The organism is Methyloceanibacter sp. (assembly GCF_041573655.1).
GTDB lineage: Bacteria > Pseudomonadota > Alphaproteobacteria > Rhizobiales > Methyloligellaceae > Methyloceanibacter.
On the sequence record NZ_JBFFQD010000041.1, the window covers coordinates 1 to 18193 of the forward strand.

21 protein-coding genes are annotated in these 18193 nt (G+C 63.5%); 15 read left to right on the forward strand and 6 right to left on the reverse strand.

Annotation, left to right across the window (positions count from 1 at the left end):
* On the reverse strand, positions 1-756 hold a 756-nt coding region (locus tag ABY454_RS09580), incomplete at its 3' end, for a leucyl/phenylalanyl-tRNA--protein transferase (protein ID WP_372930181.1).
* A 201-nt stretch (positions 757-957) separates the two neighbouring features.
* On the opposite strand from ABY454_RS09580, the gene ABY454_RS09585 reads away from it, so the two are divergent.
* Entirely contained in the window at positions 958-2001 is a 1044-nt protein-coding gene (locus ABY454_RS09585) for an NADP(H)-dependent aldo-keto reductase (protein WP_372930182.1), read from the forward strand.
* 32 nt (positions 2002-2033) lie between these two features.
* Complete coding sequence (thpR, locus tag ABY454_RS09590) at positions 2034-2639, forward strand: RNA 2',3'-cyclic phosphodiesterase (RefSeq protein ID WP_372930184.1); 606 nt, start codon at positions 2034-2036, stop codon at positions 2637-2639.
* Here the strand turns inward: thpR and ABY454_RS09595 are convergent.
* The gene (locus tag ABY454_RS09595; protein ID WP_372930185.1) at positions 2636-3127 is read right to left on the reverse strand and encodes a low molecular weight protein-tyrosine-phosphatase; all 492 of its coding nucleotides are present in this window, start codon (positions 3125-3127) and stop codon (positions 2636-2638) included. The two genes, thpR and ABY454_RS09595, sit on opposite strands and share 4 nt — an antisense overlap.
* 132 nt (positions 3128-3259) lie before the next feature.
* Here ABY454_RS09595 and ABY454_RS09600 point away from each other — a divergent pair, with 132 nt between their 5' ends.
* On the forward strand, positions 3260-3658 hold the full coding sequence (locus tag ABY454_RS09600; RefSeq protein ID WP_372930212.1) for a YkvA family protein: 399 nt from the start codon (positions 3260-3262) through the stop codon (positions 3656-3658).
* Between the two features lie 12 nt (positions 3659-3670).
* On the opposite strand, the gene ABY454_RS09605 is transcribed toward ABY454_RS09600, so the two are convergent.
* Entirely contained in the window at positions 3671-4651 is a 981-nt protein-coding gene (locus tag ABY454_RS09605; protein ID WP_372930187.1) for an NADPH:quinone oxidoreductase family protein, read from the reverse strand.
* A 145-nt stretch (positions 4652-4796) separates the two neighbouring features.
* Here ABY454_RS09605 and ABY454_RS09610 point away from each other — a divergent pair, with 145 nt between their 5' ends.
* The 4 genes from ABY454_RS09610 (at position 4797) to ABY454_RS09625 (ending at position 7677) form a co-directional block, all read left to right on the forward strand.
* Positions 4797-5342: an RNA methyltransferase gene (locus tag ABY454_RS09610; protein WP_372930189.1), complete on the forward strand. Its 546-nt coding sequence runs from the start codon at positions 4797-4799 to the stop codon at positions 5340-5342.
* Positions 5343-5419: 77 nt separating this feature from the next.
* Positions 5420-5929, forward strand: a complete 510-nt coding sequence (locus tag ABY454_RS09615) for an invasion associated locus B family protein (RefSeq protein WP_372930190.1) — start codon at positions 5420-5422, stop codon at positions 5927-5929.
* Positions 5930-6046: 117 nt separating this feature from the next.
* Positions 6047-7219, forward strand: a complete 1173-nt coding sequence (rlmN, locus tag ABY454_RS09620; RefSeq protein WP_372930192.1) for a 23S rRNA (adenine(2503)-C(2))-methyltransferase RlmN — start codon at positions 6047-6049, stop codon at positions 7217-7219.
* A 14-nt stretch (positions 7220-7233) separates the two neighbouring features.
* On the forward strand, positions 7234-7677 hold the full coding sequence (locus ABY454_RS09625; RefSeq protein WP_372930193.1) for a hypothetical protein: 444 nt from the start codon (positions 7234-7236) through the stop codon (positions 7675-7677).
* A gap of 184 nt (positions 7678-7861) precedes the next feature.
* Here ABY454_RS09625 and ABY454_RS09630 read toward each other — a convergent pair whose 3' ends face one another.
* Positions 7862-8290 (reverse strand): hypothetical protein, encoded by a 429-nt coding sequence (locus tag ABY454_RS09630; RefSeq protein WP_372930195.1) that lies wholly within the window; start codon positions 8288-8290, stop codon positions 7862-7864.
* 163 nt (positions 8291-8453) lie between these two features.
* Between ABY454_RS09630 and ABY454_RS09635 the strand changes: the two genes are divergently transcribed.
* The 7 genes from ABY454_RS09635 (at position 8454) to ABY454_RS09665 (ending at position 16572) form a co-directional block, all read left to right on the forward strand.
* A complete protein-coding gene (locus tag ABY454_RS09635; RefSeq protein WP_372930197.1) occupies positions 8454-9662 on the forward strand; it encodes an argininosuccinate synthase in 1209 nt (402 codons plus the stop codon).
* 776 nt (positions 9663-10438) lie between these two features.
* Positions 10439-11554, forward strand: a complete 1116-nt coding sequence (locus tag ABY454_RS09640; RefSeq protein WP_372930199.1) for a site-2 protease family protein — start codon at positions 10439-10441, stop codon at positions 11552-11554.
* A 95-nt stretch (positions 11555-11649) separates the two neighbouring features.
* Positions 11650-13476, forward strand: coding sequence for a translational GTPase TypA (gene typA, locus ABY454_RS09645; RefSeq protein ID WP_372930201.1), 1827 nt, complete (start codon positions 11650-11652; stop codon positions 13474-13476).
* An 85-nt stretch (positions 13477-13561) separates the two neighbouring features.
* Positions 13562-14068 carry an N-acetyltransferase family protein gene (locus ABY454_RS09650; RefSeq protein WP_372930203.1) on the forward strand — a complete coding sequence of 169 codons (507 nt, stop codon included), beginning with the start codon at positions 13562-13564 and terminating at the stop codon, positions 14066-14068.
* 95 nt (positions 14069-14163) lie between these two features.
* The gene (locus tag ABY454_RS09655) at positions 14164-14757 is read left to right on the forward strand and encodes an EAL domain-containing protein (protein ID WP_372930205.1); all 594 of its coding nucleotides are present in this window, start codon (positions 14164-14166) and stop codon (positions 14755-14757) included.
* Positions 14758-14921: 164 nt separating this feature from the next.
* Entirely contained in the window at positions 14922-15719 is a 798-nt protein-coding gene (dapB, locus tag ABY454_RS09660; RefSeq protein WP_372930214.1) for a 4-hydroxy-tetrahydrodipicolinate reductase, read from the forward strand.
* Between the two features lie 202 nt (positions 15720-15921).
* Positions 15922-16572, forward strand: coding sequence for a 2,3-bisphosphoglycerate-dependent phosphoglycerate mutase (locus ABY454_RS09665; RefSeq protein WP_372930207.1), 651 nt, complete (start codon positions 15922-15924; stop codon positions 16570-16572).
* Here ABY454_RS09665 and ABY454_RS09670 read toward each other — a convergent pair.
* On the reverse strand, positions 16569-17015 hold the full coding sequence (locus ABY454_RS09670) for a DUF2244 domain-containing protein (protein ID WP_372930208.1): 447 nt from the start codon (positions 17013-17015) through the stop codon (positions 16569-16571). The two genes, ABY454_RS09665 and ABY454_RS09670, sit on opposite strands and share 4 nt — an antisense overlap.
* Positions 17016-17223: 208 nt before the next feature.
* Here ABY454_RS09670 and nth point away from each other — a divergent pair, with 208 nt between their 5' ends.
* Positions 17224-17841, forward strand: coding sequence for an endonuclease III (nth, locus tag ABY454_RS09675; protein WP_372930215.1), 618 nt, complete (start codon positions 17224-17226; stop codon positions 17839-17841).
* Between the two features lie 9 nt (positions 17842-17850).
* Here the strand turns inward: nth and ABY454_RS09680 are convergent.
* The coding region (locus ABY454_RS09680) for an EI24 domain-containing protein (RefSeq protein WP_372930210.1) at positions 17851-18193 on the reverse strand (343 nt) is incomplete at its 5' end.

Below are 18193 nucleotides of genomic sequence, written 5' to 3' on the forward strand. Positions count from 1 at the left end.
CAGTTTGAAACCCCACGCCGTCAGATGACGGTGGAGCACCGTGATGGCCAACTTCGAGGTGTCCCGCACCGTACAGAACTGTGACTCACCAAAATACACCTTGCCGATCGCAAGCCCGTAGGCTCCGGCGACCAGGGTCCCATCGTCGTCCCAGACTTCCACGGAGTGGGCGTAGCCCGCTTTGTAAGCCTGCCAATAAGCCCGCATGATCTGCGGCGTGATCCAAGTGAGCGGCGCCTTTCCGCCGTGCGGCCGCGCGCACGCTTCCATCACGCTGGCGAACGCCTTGTCCATCGTCACGGTGTATGTCCCCTGCCACAAGAGCCGGCGCACATGCCGGCTCATATGCGTATCGGCCGGGTCCATAGCGGCGCGCTCCTCCGGACACCACCATTTCATCGGGCCGATGTGGCAGACGGGGAAGAAGCCGCGCGCATAGTTGTCGATGAGCGCGGGCACAGAGAGGTCGTTGCTGATGCCGACTAGCCCGCGGTTGGAGTAGAACCGCGGAAGGGCCGGCAGCGTGTCGCGCCGCGCCTTCGGTGTGAGGTAATAGGCGATCGTCATCAGCCACAGACGCGGCAGAAGGGCGATGCGCTTGCGCCGCACGGCATAGCCCACGCCGAGCATCATGCGGCGCAGAAACTGTTCCCATGTCTCGTGGAACCGCGGCGCGGCGCCTGACGGGCGCACGGCCATGCGGTCTGGATCGTGTGCCACCCCGCTACCGGCAGCGTCGTCGCATGCGTTGGTCATCGCGCCCATGCAGATCCCCTTCGGTCCCGTTCGCCACCCTGGCAGTGCGCCGTTTTGCAGCCACGGCCAATTCGGGTATGGCCTTTTGTCTTACGCCCGAACTCCTTAACAACTGGGTTAGGGGTGGGTGACCGCACCGGACGGAAGGCGGCGGGGTAAGATTTTGGTAACCTTGACTGGGCGTTAAGACGGGGAGAGGTGATGGAGTATCGTGAGCTTGGCCGGACCGGCGTGAAGGTGGGCGCGCTCTGCCTTGGCACCATGACCTATGGCGAGCAGAACACCGAGGCTGAGGGCCACGAACAGATGGACTATGCCCTCGCGCAGGGCATCAACATCTTCGACGCTGCGGAGATCTACCCGATTCCGCCCAAAGCCGAGACGCAAGGCCGCACCGAGGCGGTCATCGGGACCTGGCTGGCGAGCCGCAAGAACCGGGACAAGGTGCTGATCGCCACCAAGGTCGCCGGCCGCAGCACCGTGATCGACTGGCTGCGGGACGAGACCGTTCTATCCCGGCAAAGCGCGGCGCAGATCAACGAGGCGGTCGACAAGAGCCTGTCGCGGCTCAAGACGGACTATATCGACGTCTATCAACTTCACTGGCCCGACCGTCCCATGCGCATCTTCGAGGGGCTCGAATACGCGCGCCTGCCTGGCGAGGGTCACGCGATCCACGAGATCCTCGAAACCCTCGGCGCGCTCGTGCGCGACGGCAAAGTCCGCTTCATTGGCCTTTCCAACGAGACGCCCTGGGGGCTGATGACGTTCCTGAAACTCGCCGAGCAACACGGCCTGCCGCGGCCGGTCTCCATTCAGAACGCGTTCAACCTGGTAAACAGGTCCTATGAGGTAGGCCTCTCCGAGATCACTTACGAGGAGCAGGTGAGCCTTCTTGCCTATTCGCCCCTCGGCCAGGGCTACCTCACCGGCAAGTATGAGAACGGCGCGCTGCCGCCGGGCTCACGAAAGACGCTGTTCAACCGCCTGGGCCGCTACGAGAAGGCAAACGGCCCGCGCGCCATCTCCGCCTATGTAGCGCTGGCCAAGAAGCATGGTCTGGACCCGGCGCAAATGGCGATCGCCTATGCGGTCTCCCGGCCCTTCGTCACCTCGGTCATCATCGGCGCCACCACTATGGAGCAGCTCAAGACGGATATCGACGCCGCGGCCCTTGAGCTCGATGAGGCGGTTCTTGAGGAGATCGATCAGATCCACCTTGACTATCCCAACCCCTGCCCTTGAGACTCTGATTTGAGAGAATCGAGTATCAGGCCATGCCCCGGCTCTTTTCAGCCATCGAGATTCCTTGGAGCACCGCCGAGCGTTTGGCCATGCTCCGCTCCGGCCTCTCCGGCGCGCGCTGGATCGATCCCGAGAACTATCATCTGACCTTACGCTTCGTCGGCGATGTCGACGGCGCGACCGCGCGCGACTTCACCAACGCGCTCGGCGAAATCGAGCTGCCCCCCTTTGAGCTGCGGCTCGACGGCCTTGGCAGCTTTGGCGGCAACAAGCCGCGCGCCGTCTTTGCCGATGTCGCGCCATCGCCGGCGCTGAACGCATTGCGGCGTGCCAACGAACGGGCCGCGCGCGTGGCAGGTCTGCCGCCGGAGAGCCGGAACTACAAAGCGCACGTGACCCTGGCGCGCCTGCGCGGTGCCCGCCCCGATCAAGTCGCCACCTATATGGAACGGCAAGGGAGCGCCGTGACTGAGTCCTTCACGGTGAACCGCTTCGTGCTCTACTCGTCGCGGAACTCGGTGGGCGGCGGGCCCTACGTGGTCGAGGCCGCTTATGATCTTGGAGATCGCGCGGCCGGCGAGGAGCCCGAGCCCGGCTACGACGAGGAACTCGCCATCGCGTTCGGGGTCGAGGATTAGGCGTCCTTTTTTGTTTTGTCCTGCATCAGCTCGGCGAGGAGTCCCTCCGCCGCCGCCTCGATGAGATCGAGCGCCTGGTCGAAGCCTTGCCTTCCGCCATAGTAGGGATCCGGCACCTCGTCATGGTCGAGATGCGGCGCGTAGTCCAAGAAGCGGCGGATCTTGCCGCGCGCCGCCTGCGGAACGATGTCCTCAAGGTCCGCGATGTTCGCCCCGTCCATCGCCACGATGAGATCGAAGTCGTCGAAATCCTCCAACTCGATCTTACGCGCCGCCTGACCGGAGATATCGACGCCGCGGGTCTGTGCCGCGGCTTGCGCACGATGGTCGGGGGACTCGCCCGCATGCCAATCTCCCATGCCGGCGGAGTCGATCTCGAACTGACGCGCCAAGCCGGCCTCGTCGACGACGCGCCGGAACACGCCCTCCGCCATGGGCGAGCGGCAGATATTCCCCAGACAAACGAAGAGGATGCGGTGTTTCGCCATGACGGCTCCCATCGCATATAGGGGCTCCGCCGCGCAAGCCGGATGCGCCAGGTTGCACCGGGACGGCACACTCCCTATATTTATCAAGGGGTTGAGTTCTCTTATCGCAGACCTGCGAGGTTGACTGGAATGATTGCTTCGGAAAACGTCAGCGAGTTGCGCGAAGCCGCGCTCGGCCGGGAGGTGTCGCTGAGCACCTTCGCCAAGCGCGAGCGCAAAGTGCGCGAGGAGTTCTGGACGAAGCTAAAGCGCGTCGCGCGGAACGTTCCCTTCGTCGAGGATCTCGTGGCCGCCTATTACTGCGCCATGGATCCCGCGACGCCGATCCGCGTACGTGGCATGCTCCTGGCGGCGCTTGCGTACTTCATTATGCCCTTCGACTTCATTCCCGATATTGTGGTCGGCCTCGGCTTCGCCGACGACATCGCGCTGTTGACCGCCGTGGTCGGCATGGTGTCGGCCAGTATCACGCCGACGCACCGGGCCGCCGCCGCGCGCGTGCTCGACAAGGAACTGCCCAAGTCCGCGTAACTGAGCGGCGCTTTAGCTTTGCGGATTGACGATCACCTTGCCGGTGACCTTGCGGTCTTCGATCAGCGAGAGTGCTTTTGCCGTCTCTTCCAGCGGAAACGTCGCGTGGATATGGGGCTTGAGCTTTCCGTCTCGGACCCACGCGAAAAGTTGCGCCGTGTTCGCCCGATGCTTGTCCGGTTCGCGCGCGGCGAACGATGTCCAGAACACGCCCACGATCTCACAACCTTTGAGCAGAACGAGATTGAGCGGGATGCGCGGGATCTTGCCCGAGGCAAAGCCGATCACGAGATAGCGCCCCTCCCACGCCGTCGCCCGTAAGCTCGGCTCCGCGGCATCGCCGCCCACGCAATCGTAGACCACATCGACGCCGTTGGGTTTGGTGAGGTCCTTCAAGGTCTGCTTGAGGTCGGCCTCGTTGTAGTCGATGCCCTCGTCCGCGCCGTGGCTCTTGGCGAAGGCAAGCTTCTCCTCAGAAGACGCAACAGCGATGACGCGCGCGCCCATCAACTTGGCAAGTTCCACCGCCGCCACACCGGCGCCACCCGCCGCGCCAAGCACGGCGACGCTCTCGCCGGCTTTAAGATCCGCCCGATCCTTGAACGCGTGAAGTGCCGTGCCGTGCGTGATGATGATCCCGGCCGCCGCCTCGTCGCTCACGCCATCGGGAATGGGCACGGCGTTCGTCGCATCTGTGACGACCAGCTCGCGGCAACCATTGCCGCCGATGAATGCGGCCACGCGCTGGCCCACTTCAAGCCCGGTGACGCCCTCGCCGAGGGCCTCGATGACGCCGGCAATCTCGCCGCCCGGCGAGAACGGCAGCTTCGGCGAGAACTGATACTTGTCGCGCAGCATGAGCGTGTCGAAGAAATTTAGCCCGACGGCCATCACGCGGATGAGGATCTCGCCCGCGCCAGGGCTTGGCGCGGCGGCGTCCTCCAGGCGCAAGGCGCCCATCCCGCCAAACTCATTGAATTGCACGACGCGCATGGACGAAGCTTCCTTGGATACTGGCCCGGGACCGCGGGGCTCTAGATTTGGACTGAAGAGCTTGGCTTTTTGACGCTGTCTTGAGCGTCGCGCAACCTTACGCGCCACCTTTTTCTTCCGCGTGTCCTGTGGCAGGACAGAGGTTGTGAAACCGTCGCCCCCAAACACCCGCGGGTATTTCGGCATTGGCGCCGAGGGAATCTCCAAGGCGGTCAATGTCGGCAACCTCCTCCGCTCGGCCCACGCCTTCGGCGCCAGCTTCGTATTCACCATCGGCGCTGACGAGCGGGCGCTAAAAATGAGCTCCGATACCTCGCGCGCCGAGACGCATATGCCCGCCTATCACTGGCCGGACCTGGACGCGGTCGACCTGCCGAAGGGCTGCAGCCTGGTCGGCGTCGAGATTCTCGGCGATGCGGTCGATTTGCCGAGCTTTCCGCATCCCATGCGGGCGGCTTATGTGCTTGGACCGGAGCGCGGGCAGTTGACGCCGGAGCTTCTTGCCCGTTGCCAGCATTTTGTCCGCATCCCGACGGCATTTTCCCTGAATGTTGCAACGGCCGGTGCAATTATAATGTACGACCGCGTTCGCATGCTCGGCCGCTACGCGCCGCGCCCGGTGACGGAAGGAGCCGAGGCGGCACCATTGGCACCACACGTCCAAGGCGCTCCCAAGCGCCGAAGGCGCTAGGGTTGACCTATCGGCCTGATCGGGCGAAGACTACGGCATTCATGCTTAACGCCTGCTCAAGACACGGGAACCGGGAGATGCGCCGAGCCGTTGGAGTTGCGTGCGTGATCCTGGCACTGAGTGCAGCGCCGGCTATCGCGCAAGAGGTCAAACTTCTTGAGAAGTACAAGAACTGGTCCGTCTACACGGCGGACAACAGCGGCAAGGTGTGCTTTGCCGTGTCGCAGCCGAAGAGTTCGACGCCGAAGAACGTGCGCAGAGGCCCCATCTACTTCTATGTGTCGCACTACCCGTCGGACAAAGTCGCCGGCGAGATCAGCGTGAAGATGGGCTACCCCTTCCCGCCCGGCGGCAAGGCCACCGTGACCATCGGCAACGAGAAGTTCGAGCTCTTCACCAAGGACGAAGGCGCGTTCGTCGAGAAGACCGAGGACGAGGCCAAGCTCGTCAAGGCCATGAAGGGCGGAAACGCGATGACGGTAAAGGGCCGCTCCGCGCGCGGCACCAATACCAGCGACAACTATTCGCTGGGTGGCGCGACGGCCGCTCTGGAACGCATCGTCAAAGAGTGCGGCAGCGAAGGCTGAGCGACCTGAAGGCGCCGCCGCGCGGCTTCGGGGGCTTGGAAATCTCGACGCGCCCCATGATATGAGAGGGCGAGGCCGCGCGACCGCGGTGCCAATCTCGATACCAGATCGTATGCCATGACCGCGACGACGCTCATAGACCGGACGCCGGCGAGCACCGATTCCCCGCCAGGAGAATCGTTGATCGGGCTGGCACGTCCTGCTCTGGCCGAGCGGCTCGCCGAACTCGGCGTCCCCGAGCGCCAGCACCGCATGCGCGTGAGCCAACTTTGGGGCTGGATGTATGTGCGCGGGGCGGCCGGCTTCGAGACCATGACCGATGTCGCCAAGGAGCTTCGCGGCAGGCTTGCCGAGCGCTTTACCTTGGCGAGGCCAGCAATCGTCAGCGAGCAGGTCTCCGTCGACGGCACCCGCAAATGGCTGCTGCGCCTCGACGACGGCAAGGAAGTGGAGACGGTCTACATCCCCGAGGAAGACCGCGGTACGTTGTGCATCTCCAGCCAAGTCGGCTGCACCCTCAACTGCACCTTCTGCCACACGGGCACGCAAGCCCTCGTGCGCAACCTTACCGCCGGCGAGATCATCGGTCAGATCATGCTCGCCCGCGATCGCATCGGCGATTGGCCCGGCGCGAGCCCGGACGACCCGACGGGTCTGCCAAACAGCGAGCGCAAGATCACCAACGTCGTGCTCATGGGCATGGGCGAGCCGCTCTATAATTTCGATTCCCTGCGCGAGGCTTGCGCTGTTGCCGCCGACGGCGATGGGCTGTCGATCTCCAAGCGGCGCATTACGCTGTCCACGTCGGGCATCGTTCCGGAGATTCCGCGCTGGGGCGAAGAAGCCGGCACCATGCTCGCCATTTCGCTGCATGCGGTGCATGATGAGCTGCGCGACGTACTCGTGCCCATCAACAAGAAGTGGCCCATTGCCGAATTGCTCGAGGCGTGCCGCAACTATCCGGGTCTGTCCAATGCCAAGCGCATCACATTCGAGTACGTGATGCTGAAAGACGTCAACGACTCCATCGACGATGCCAAGGCGCTTGTTCGCCTCCTGGCCAAGATCCCGGCCAAGATCAATCTCATCCCGTTCAATCCCTGGCCCGGCGCGCCGTATGAGTGCTCCGACTGGGAACAGATCGAAAAGTTCGCCGAGGTCGTGAATCGCGCCGGCTATGCGAGCCCGGTGCGCTCACCCCGCGGGCGGGACATCATGGCGGCCTGCGGCCAGCTGAAGAGCGCAAGCCACAAACAGCGCGCGAGCGAGCGCCTCACGGCACCGGCTTGAGCCAAACGAAGCCAATGATCGGTCAGTTGATCTGGCGGTGGCTTGTCGTGGTGGTGGCGTTTTTCGTCGCCGTCGCTGTGGCGGTCGCCGTGCTGTTGGCGCTGGGGTCCATATGGGTGGGCGATGAGCTACGCGCCGTCGCACGGCCCAACGATCTGATCTTCGCTCATGAAGGCGCCGCGGTATTCGGCCTTGTGCTGTTCGCGACAACCGTCATGCCGGCGCTGACCGCACTCCCGGGCCTTCTTGCCGTCATTGTCGGAGAGGTGCTGGGGTTACGCAGCTGGCTCTATTATGTGCTCGCAGGCGGCGCGGCGCTCCTCGCCATCCCGCTGCTGGCCGGCGCCTCAGCAGACGGTGCGTTCGAGAGCCTGGACGGTGCGTACATGACAATCTTTGCGACCGCCGGCTTCGCGGGCGGCTTCATCTATTGGCTTCTCGCCGGTGCCCGGGCCTGAACGGCAGTCCATGGCGCCCGCGCTTGAAGCGTCATCGATACCCGTGGAAATTTCATCCCAGTCACTGTGCGGGCAGCAGCTTGCGGCACACCGGTCACACAAGCGTACGGCCTGCCTCTGGGTCAAAGAAAACGCCCGGGTCGCTTCGCGAGCCGGGCGTTTTGGCTTGGCGCCTCGGGGGGCGCTAGTAGCAATAGTCCCAATAGCCGTGGGTGCGCGCTGAGTTTGACCAGTACCAGCACAGGTCCGAGGCCGGCGGACGTGGCGCGGCGCCTGCGACGATAACGGTACCCAGTGCCACGCCGGCCACCACGCGGCCGTAATACGGGCGCCGACGCCACGGACGCACATAAGCGCGTGGGCCCCGGTAGACACCACGCGGGCCCCGATAGACGCGGCCCCGGTAGGCACCTCGCGGGCCCCGGTAGTACCGGCCGCGCGGGCCTCTCCACCGTCGCTGGGCTTTTGTCACGAGGGAAGTCCCCGCTTCGGGAGCTGCGACTGGAGCCTGCGTGGGCACGGCGGCGGCGGGATTGGGCGCGGTCAGCACAAAAACTGCCCCAACGCCCACAGATACGGCCAATGCAAGCCGCGCGACAAAACCGTTTTTCATGTCATCTCCTCCCTGAAGTTCCCCGACTATCGGTGCCTTGAGGGGCCACTATAAGGCAGACTTGGCCTTGGGCTCGTTTTCCGTCTCTCGTCGAGCTCTTGCGCAAAGGTTTTGCGTGCCTATAGTCGCCGCCAAGTCAACTTTGAACAGCCCGTTTCACCCCATGACAGACATAAAGAAAGTCGTGCTTGCCTATTCGGGCGGGCTCGACACCTCGATCATCCTCAAATGGCTCCAGGAGACCTATGCTTGCGAGGTCGTGACCTTCACGGCCGACCTTGGCCAGGGCGAGGAGCTGGAACCGGCGCGGAAGAAGGCCGAGATGCTCGGCATCAAGGAGATCTTCGTCGAGGATCTGCGCGAGGAATTCGTGCGCGACTACGTGTTCCCGATGTTCCGGGCCAACGCGCTCTACGAAGGTGTCTATCTGCTCGGCACGTCGATTGCCCGGCCGCTCATCGCCAAACGCCAGATCGAGATCGCCAAGGAGACGGACGCTGATGCCGTCTGTCACGGTGCCACCGGCAAGGGCAACGACCAGGTGCGGTTCGAGCTCTCCTACTACGCGCTGAACCCGGACATTAAAGTCGTGGCGCCTTGGCGCGAATGGGACTTCGTCTCACGCAGCGACCTGATCGAATTCGCCGAGAAGCACCAGATCCCCGTCGCCAAGGACAAGCGCGGCGAGGCGCCGTTCTCGGTCGACGCGAACCTGTTGCACTCGTCCTCGGAAGGAAAAGTGCTGGAGGACCCGAACGCGGAGCCGCCACCTTATGTCTACCAGCGCACCATCGCGCCGGAGGACGCGCCCGATACCCCGACGGTCGTGACTGTCGGCTTTAGAAACGGAGACCCTGTCTCTATCGACGGCAATGCCATGTCGCCCGCAACACTGCTCACGAAGCTCAACGAACTCGGACACGACAACGGCATCGGCCGTGTCGACCTCGTCGAGAACCGTTTTGTCGGCATGAAGTCGCGCGGGGTCTATGAGACGCCGGGCGGCACCATTCTCCTGGCCGCGCATCGCGCCATGGAGTCGCTGACGCTCGACCGCGAGGCGGCGCACCTGAAAGACTCGCTCATGCCGCGCTACGCCGAGCTGGTCTACTATGGCTTCTGGTTCGCGCCGGAGCGCGAGATGCTGCAGGCGCTCGTGGACAAGAGCCAGGAGAACGTCGAAGGCGAGGTGACGCTTAAGCTCTACAAGGGCAATGTCATCGTCATCGGCCGTAAGAGTGACAAGTCGCTCTATTCCACCGACATCGTCACCTTCGAAGACGACGCCGGCGCTTATGACCAGAAGGACGCCGAAGGTTTCATCAAGCTGAACGCACTCCGCTTGCGCCTAGTCGGCAAACGCCGCCGCTAGGACTGTGACGCGGCTCTACTTTGTGCCGGGCCTTGGCACTTAGCCGACGTCTATGACGAAGCCAGAGATGTCCACACATGACCCAAAGCGGACCTCAGTCCAGCAAGTCTGGACTGCCCAGAGTCCGCTGAGCGTTGAAAAGCATGTCGGGCGCCTTCATGTCTGTGAAAAAGACCGTGGTCGGGTCCGATGTAGCTCTGGATCGGCCCGTGCGCCGTAGCGCGTGCCTTGGCGTCAGCATCGTCAGTCATAGGAAGCCTCGCTTAGTTGGCTTCCCCGACCCCGCAGGCCAAGGATAGAAGCCTCGGCCTGTCAGCAACCATCATACGGTAGCGGCCCTAATACCCGTAACGGAGCCTGTACTTGCGACGCTCTCTAGGAGGCTTTGCCGTGAGATCAGCGATGCAGTTCGTCACAAACTGTTCTCGTCCGCCTCGACCATTAAATGACCTCTTCGACGCCTCATGGAAACAGACTTTCTCTATCCACTCTGGGGCCGCCTCACTAGTTACGCTTGTTATCGACATGGCTGCCGCAAAAACTATAGGTGCGAGATAGCGCATTGCTTTGCTCCATGTGGCTGGGCTTTTCTTCGGTTACTGTAGTGCGCTCGCAAGGTTGTGAGTTGTTCAATCAAAGGTGCCTTTTCGGAAAGGGCATCATTCTGAGCGTTCTGCCAGCGTCGTCAAGCACACTGTGCGATAGAAACCACCTCTATGTTCAGCCAAATGCCTATATGCTAGAGGCCATCTAACCGGAGACACGAGCCTTACAGAATGCGCTGGTCCCTGAATCTGGGGTCGATCGCCGGCACGGCGATTCGCATCCACGTTACTTTCCTGCTGCTCCTCGTTTGGCTTGGCGCGATTTTTTACCGCCAGGGCGGCCCCGAGGCTGCGTGGCACGGTACGATCTTCGTCGTGCTCATCTTCGTGTGCGTGCTCTTGCACGAGCTGGGTCATGTGTTTGCCGCCAGGCGCTATGGCGTGCGGACCCGGGACATAACGCTGTGGCCGTTCGGCGGCATCTCCAGCATGGAGCGCATGCCCGACAAGCCGAGCCAGGAGCTGATCGTGGCCGTGGCCGGCCCGGCGGTGAACGTCGCCATCGCCGCGGTGCTGATTCTCTGGCTCGGCCCGCGTTTCAATCTGGAGGCCCTGACCGAGATCGAGAACCCGGCCGTGTCGCTCGCCGTGAAAATCGCCGGCGCCAACATCATCCTCGTCGTGTTCAACATGATCCCGGCCTTTCCCATGGACGGTGGCCGCGTACTTCGCGCGCTCCTTGCCATGCGCATGGGCAATGCCCGCGCCACACAGGTGGCAGCCACCATCGGCCAGGGCTTTGCCGTCGTCTTCGGCGTCCTCGGCATCTTCTACAATCCGATGCTTATCATCATCGCCGCCTTCATCTTTCTTGCTGCATCCGGCGAGGCGACCCAGGCGCAGCTCCGCGCCGTGGCCCAAGGCACCCTCGTGTCGGACGCCATGGTCACGACATTTGAATCGCTGCCAACCTCGGCCACGGTCGCCGACGCCGCCGATGCGCTGATCCGCACCACACAGACCGAGTTTCCCATCGTCGACGGCACCGGCCACTTGCGCGGCGTGCTCACCCGCGCTGCCATGATCAAGGCCCTGAAGGACCGCGGCCCGGACACGCCGGTTCTGGAGGTGATGGCCGACGTGCCGACTGTTCACGCGAACACAAAGCTGGATGTCGCGCTGCGCGCCTTGATGCAGCGCGGCCAACCGGTGATCGGCGTGACCGATACCAAAGACAAGCTCGTCGGCCTGCTCACGGTGGAGAATCTGGGTGAGATGATGATGATCCATTCCGCGCGGCCCGAAACTGGGTCCGAGCCGGGCCCCTGGAGCAATATGGGGCGCTAGCCGGCAAGCCGCCTGGCCCGCATTGCGGCGCGAGGGAAAATCCCTATATTGCGCTGCAACAACCAGCCGCCACACGGCCGAAAGACCTCATCAGAATGAAACTCCGCAATATCGCGATCATTGCCCATGTCGATCATGGCAAGACGACCCTCGTCGACCGCCTCCTCCAGCAGTCCGGCGCCGTGCGCGACAACCAGCGCGTGGATGAGCGCGCCATGGATTCCAACGACCTGGAGCGCGAGCGCGGCATCACCATCCTCGCCAAGGCGACCTCGGTCATCTGGAACGAAACCCGCATCAACATCGTCGACACGCCCGGCCACGCCGACTTCGGCGGCGAGGTGGAGCGCATCCTCAACATGGTGGACGGCGCGCTGGTGCTGGTGGATGCCGCCGAGGGCCCGCTGCCGCAGACAAAGTTCGTCGTGTCGAAGGCGCTGAAGATGGGCCTGAAGCCCATCGTCCTGATCAACAAGGTCGACCGTGCGGACGCCCGCCCGGACGAAGTGCTCGACGAGGTGTTCGACCTCTTCGCCGCCCTCAACGCCAGCGACGAGCAGCTCGACTTTCCGATCCTCTACGGTTCGGCCAAGGAAGGCTGGATCGCCGACAGCCCGGAGGGGCCCAAAGACCAGGGCATGCTGCCGTTGTTTGAGCTTGTGCTGCGACACGTCGCGCCGCCCTCGATCGAGGACGGTCCCTTCCGGATGCTCGGCACCATTTTGGAAGCCAACCCCTATCTTGGCCGCATCGTCACCGGCCGCATCACCTCCGGCACCATCAAGCCGAATGAGATGGTGAAGGTGCTCGACCATGAGGGCGGCGTTGTCGAACAGGGCCGCGTGTCCAAGGTCCTCGCATTCCGGGGACTGGAGCGCACGCCGCTCGATGAGGCCAGCGCCGGCGACATTGTCTCGATCGCCGGGCTGCCCAACGCCACGGTGGCGCATACGATGTGCGCGCCCACGGTGGATACGCCGCTGCCGGCGCAGCCGATCGATCCGCCGACGCTGTCCATGACCTTCCGGGTCAACGACTCGCCGCTGGCCGGAACCGAGGGCTCGAAAGTGACGGGGCGCATGATCCGTGACCGGCTCTTGCGCGAGGCGGAAGGCAATGTCGCGCTGCGGGTCACCGAATCCGAAGAGCGCGACTCCATGGAGGTCGCCGGACGCGGCGAGTTGCAGCTCGGCATCCTTATCGAGACCATGCGCCGCGAAGGTTTCGAAATTTCGGTATCGCGGCCCAAAGTACTGCTGACGAGCGGCGAAGGTGGCACCCTGATGGAGCCCATCGAAGAGGTGGTCATCGACCTCGACGAGGAGCATTCGGGCGCCGTGGTGCAGAAGCTCGCCGAGCGCAAAGCGGATCTCATCGAGATGAAGCCTTCGGGCGGCGGACGCCAGCGTCTCGTGTTTCATGCACCAACCCGCGGGCTTATCGGCTATCAGGGTGAGCTGCTCACCGATACGCGCGGCACGGCGATCATGAACCGTCTGTTCCACGGCTACGCCCCGCACAAGGGGGTCATTCAAGGACGCCGCAACGGCGTGCTGATCTCCACGGACCAGGGCGAAGCCGTCGCCTATGCGCTGTGGAACCTGGAAGATCGCGGGCCGATGATGATCGACCCCGGCGCACGCGTTTATCGCGGCATGATCGTCGGCGAGCACACCCGCGGCAACGACCTCGAAGTGAACGTGCTCAAGGGCAAGAAGCTCACCAACATCCGCACTACGTCGAAAGACGAAGCGGTGCGCCTGACGACGCCGCTGCGCATGGCGTTGGAACGCGCGCTGGCTTACATCGAGAACGACGAGTTGGTCGAGGTCACGCCGAAGTCGATTCGCCTGCGCAAGCGCCACCTCGATCCGAACGAACGCAAGAAGGCCGAGCGCCAACGCGCCGAAGAAGTGGCTTAGCCACAACTGGCCTGACAGCGAAGAACTCGGATAACGCCGAAGCTGCCTTTGCCCGGCGCAACAGTCCTGCGTTAGGCTCTAGATCATGTCCGTCGATGTCGCTCACATCAGGCCGGCACGCCCAAAGGACGCGACCGCGCTCGTCGCCGCCTACGAGGAGGCTTGGCGCGGCGCCTATCAGGGCATCATCCCGCACCTGTCTCTGGAGCGCATGATCGCGCGGCGTAGCTTGCGCTGGTGGAACAACGCGATCGGCAAGCGTGCGCCGATTCTCGTGCTCGATTTCCAAGGCGAAGCGGCCGGATATACGACCTTCGGCCGCTGCCGGCTCGGAAGCTTGCCGCACCGGGGCGAGATCTTCGAACTCTATCTCCATCCCACCTATCAAGGCCTCGGCCTTGGCCAGAAATTGTTCGCCGGCGCCCGTCACAGGCTCGGCGAACTCCGGCTAAAAGGCCTTCTGGTTTGGGCCCTTGCAGACAACGAGGCCGCTTGCGGCTTCTATTTCAGCTTGGGTGGAAAGCCGGTCGCCGAGGGCTCGGAGAGCTTTGGCGACACGGCGTTGCGCAAAGTCGCCTTCGCCTGGGGCTAGGCGCTTTACCGTTCGTTAACCGCAAGCGTTCGACGCGCCTTAACGACCCTGCCCTATGGTTGCAAACTTCTACTGCGGCATAGGAAGCATCGATAGTGACAGACGTTGGCGCACGCGACCGGTGGATCATGGCCGGCCTGGTGATGTTGGGGCTCTTTACTGTACTTGCCGGTGTCTTATCGGGTCGATCGACAATCAACTACGTGCTGGGCCGCGATGCCCGCGACGCAAGCCTAACCTGGGCCAAAGAGGTCAACGATCGCTTGCGCACAGCTGATCACTCCGACCTCAAGGTCCTCGACACCGCCGCATTTCACAGCATTGTGAACGATGGATCCAGCACCGGCCTTACCCTGCCCACGGGTGCGACGTTCGCAGACGACGGCTTCAAGCTTATCGACGGCTTCAACCGACTGACCCAGGGCTGGCTCCTTGGGACCGTCAACACCGACAGCAGCGAGTTCGTAAGCCAGCGTGAGGGGTTTGCCATTCTTGCGCCAACCGGCAAGGCGCTGGCCGCCGAGGGCGTGGAGACCGAAAGCCAGGCCACTATGCTCAAGGAGTGGGGCTGCGATCAAGTGCAGGGCTACTATTACGGCGGCCCGGAGACGGAGATCCCCGACGACAAGGCGGACGACACACCGCTGGACATGGAGTCCCGGCCCCTCGACCGGCCCCTTGTCGCCTAACGAACACGCACGGCAGTTATCGCGACGCGTTGCGATCCTTTCGCGAGGCTTGTGACCGGCTTTCCGCCGTCCTAGAACCACGCGGGAACAGTCCCGAGCACCCTCCGTGGTCGCCGGGGCAACAATAGCGACAACAAGAAACATGGCCGGGCAGCATGAGTGACATGAGGATCGCCGTTTTGGGCGCCGCCGGGCGCATGGGTCAGGCGTTGACGCGCGCGCTGGCCGAGACACCGGGCTGCACGGTGGCTGGCGGTGTCGAGGTCAAGGGCTCGGCCGCCATCGGTCAGGATATCGGTGCGGTCGCCGGGCTCGAGCCGCTTGGGCACGCGATCACCGACGATCCGCTGCCGCTCTTCGCCCATATCGACGGCGTGCTCGACTTCACGCTGCCCAAGCCCACGATCGAGTATGCCGCGCTGGCGGCACAAGCGCGCATCGTCCACGTCATCGGCACCACTGGATTTTCCGACGGCGACCTCGCCAAGCTCGAGGCCGCCGCGCGCCACGCCACTATCGTCAAGGCCGGCAATATGAGCATGGGGGTGAACCTGATGGCCGCCCTCACGGAGCAGGTCGCCCGTACGCTCGGCCCGGAATTCGATATCGAGATCCTGGAGATGCATCACCGCCACAAGCGCGATGCGCCCTCCGGCACCTCGCTCATGCTGGGCGATGCCGCGGCCAAGGGACGCAATGTGGCCCTCGGTGACAAAAGCGTCCGCACCCGCGACGGCGACACCGGACCGCGCCGCGAGGGCGATATCGGCTTTGCCGCACTACGCGGCGGCGACGTCGTGGGCGAGCACAAGGTGATCTTCGCCGGCCCCGGCGAGCGCATCGAGATCGCACACATCGCGTCGGACCGCGGCATTTTCGCCCGGGGCGCCGTCAAGGCCGCGCTTTGGGGCCGAGGCAAACCGCCTGGCCTCTATTCCATGGCCGACGTGCTCGGATTGTGAGGACTCGTTGATATTTTCGGCGTGACCGTTGGCACACCACAAGCAAGCGCCTAAAAACTCGGTCAGTGCCGGAAAGTGGCCTAAAAGAAAGGCGATGGTGGCGACCGCTTTAACTTTCCTCGCCTATAGTGGCCGCGGCCAGAGGCTCGCACCGAGCTTCGAGGACGCTGAAACGCCGTAACGAGATTGCCTTCCTAGGGATATGCTCCAAAAGGCCTGCGAAGTACCCCGAAAGTCCGAGAACGTTCTCGTGCTGGTCCGTCATGGTCAGAGCGAGTGGAACCGTCTCAACATGTTCACCGGGTGGAAGGACGTCGGCCTCAGCGAGGAGGGCGTCTCCGAAGCCCATCGTGCCGGCCAGCGGCTAAAGGAAGAGGGTCTGCATTTCGACAGCGCCTTCGCCTCAACGTTGCGGCGGGCCCACCATACCCTCGACATTATCCTCGGCGAGCTCGGCCAAGGAAAGCTCCCCACCGTCAAAGCCGCCGCCCTCAACGAGCGCGATTACGGCCAGCTCGTCGGGATCGACAAGGAAGAGGCCCGCAAGCGGTTCGGCGCCGAACAGGTGCAGATCTGGCAGCGCTCCTACGACATCGCGCCGCCGGGTGGAGAATCGCTGAAGGACACCGCCGCCCGCGTCTGTCCGTTTTTCGAACGGTGGATCGTGCCGGAGCTGCAAGACGGCAAGAACGTTATCGTCGTCGCGCACGGAAACTCGCTCCGCTCGCTGATCATGGAGCTTGACCATTTGACACCCGAAGAGGTCAAGGACTGCTCCCTCGCCACGGCGACGCCCGTGATCTACCGCCTCACCGTCGACGGCAGCGTGAAGAAGACGGACCTCGCCGCCTAGGCCATCCCGCTCCGCGTCTCCCGCAACGCCGCGTTCAGCGCCGCGGCGAAATCTTCCCGCTCCGGATCAGTCAAGAAGTTCGCGAAGACCAGCCGCTTGCCGTGGCTGGCCAGCGATAGCTCCGAGTTGCGCCCCACGCGCTCGTCGAGACGAAGCCGCACCCAATAGGGGTTGAAGCGCCAAGACTGTTCCCGCCCCTTGGGATCGACGCGGGTGACAATCAGGGCATCGCCGCCCAATTCCACCGTCTCGTAGACACGCAAAGCCCGAAAGTTCAGCTTGAAGGCGATGTAGACGAGAAGCACGTCGAGCCCGAAGAACCCCAGCACCGGCCATGCGCCCATGAGGAAGAACAGCAGTCCCGTGCCGAACGAGACCACGCACAGCGCCGCCATGAAGATAACGAACCCCTTTGGGCCGAGCGAACGGTGTGGTGTCAGCACGGCGCTAAACTGGGGGTTTTGCGCCTCGGGGGCTTGTGATGGGGTCTTGGCCTCTGCCATAGCAAGGAGGCTAATACACAACCGCGCAGTGACAAAGGGGCGGCGATAACAGCCTGTGGCGACGCAACCGAAAGCGAAGAAGACGGCGACACCAGCGCTGGACGGCAAGCCGAAAGGCTCAAAGCTCACGCGACGACAGATCGAGGACATGTTCGCGCGGCTTGCCGCGCGCGATCCGGAGCCTGAAACTGAGCTCCGCTACACCGATCCCTACACCTTGCTCGTCGCCGTGGTGCTCTCTGCCCAAGCGACAGACGCCTCGGTCAACAAGGCAACGCCCGCCCTGTTCGCCACCGCGGACACCCCTGAGAAAATGGTGGCGCTCGGCGAGAAGGCCGTAACCGAGAAGATCAAAACCATCGGCCTCTACCGCAACAAGGCGAAGAACGTGGTCGCGCTATCGAGGAAGCTCATCGAGGAGCATGGCAGCGCGGTCCCAAAATCACGCGAAGCGCTGGAGACGCTTCCCGGCGTCGGCCGGAAGACCGCGAACGTGGTTCTCAACGTCGCCTTCGGCGAGCCGACCATTGCCATCGACACGCACATCTTCCGTGTGTCGAACCGCACCGGGCTGGCGCCCGGCAAAACGCCGCTCAAAGTGGAAGAGACTTTGGAGCGCGTTGTCCCTGCGCGCTACAAGCACAACTGCCATCACTGGCTGATCCTGCATGGCCGCTATGTCTGCAAAGCGCGTAAGCCCGAGTGCTGGCGCTGCATCATCGCGGACATCTGCGTCTTCAAACCCAAAACGCCCGCGCCCGCGTAAAGGCTCAAACTACGCAGGCTGCTCCGCGATGCGCAGGCCCGACTTGGCCGCGATCCGCCTGAACACGCGCACCATGAAGCTTGTGGCGAAGAGCGGCGTCATGAGATTCAAGATCGGCACCGAGGCAAGCGCGGCGATGATCAGCCCGCAGGTCAGCACGGTGGTCCGGTTTGCTTTTCGCAAACGCTTGGCCTCGCGCCCGCTCATGTGACGCATGGCCGCGAGCTCGAAATACTCCCGGCCGAGCAGATAACCGTTGCCGACATAGAAGGCGATGAGATTGACTCCCGGGATCAGCAGCAGGAATAGCGCGAGCAAGTTCACACCGAGAACCACGAAGAAGAACTTGATG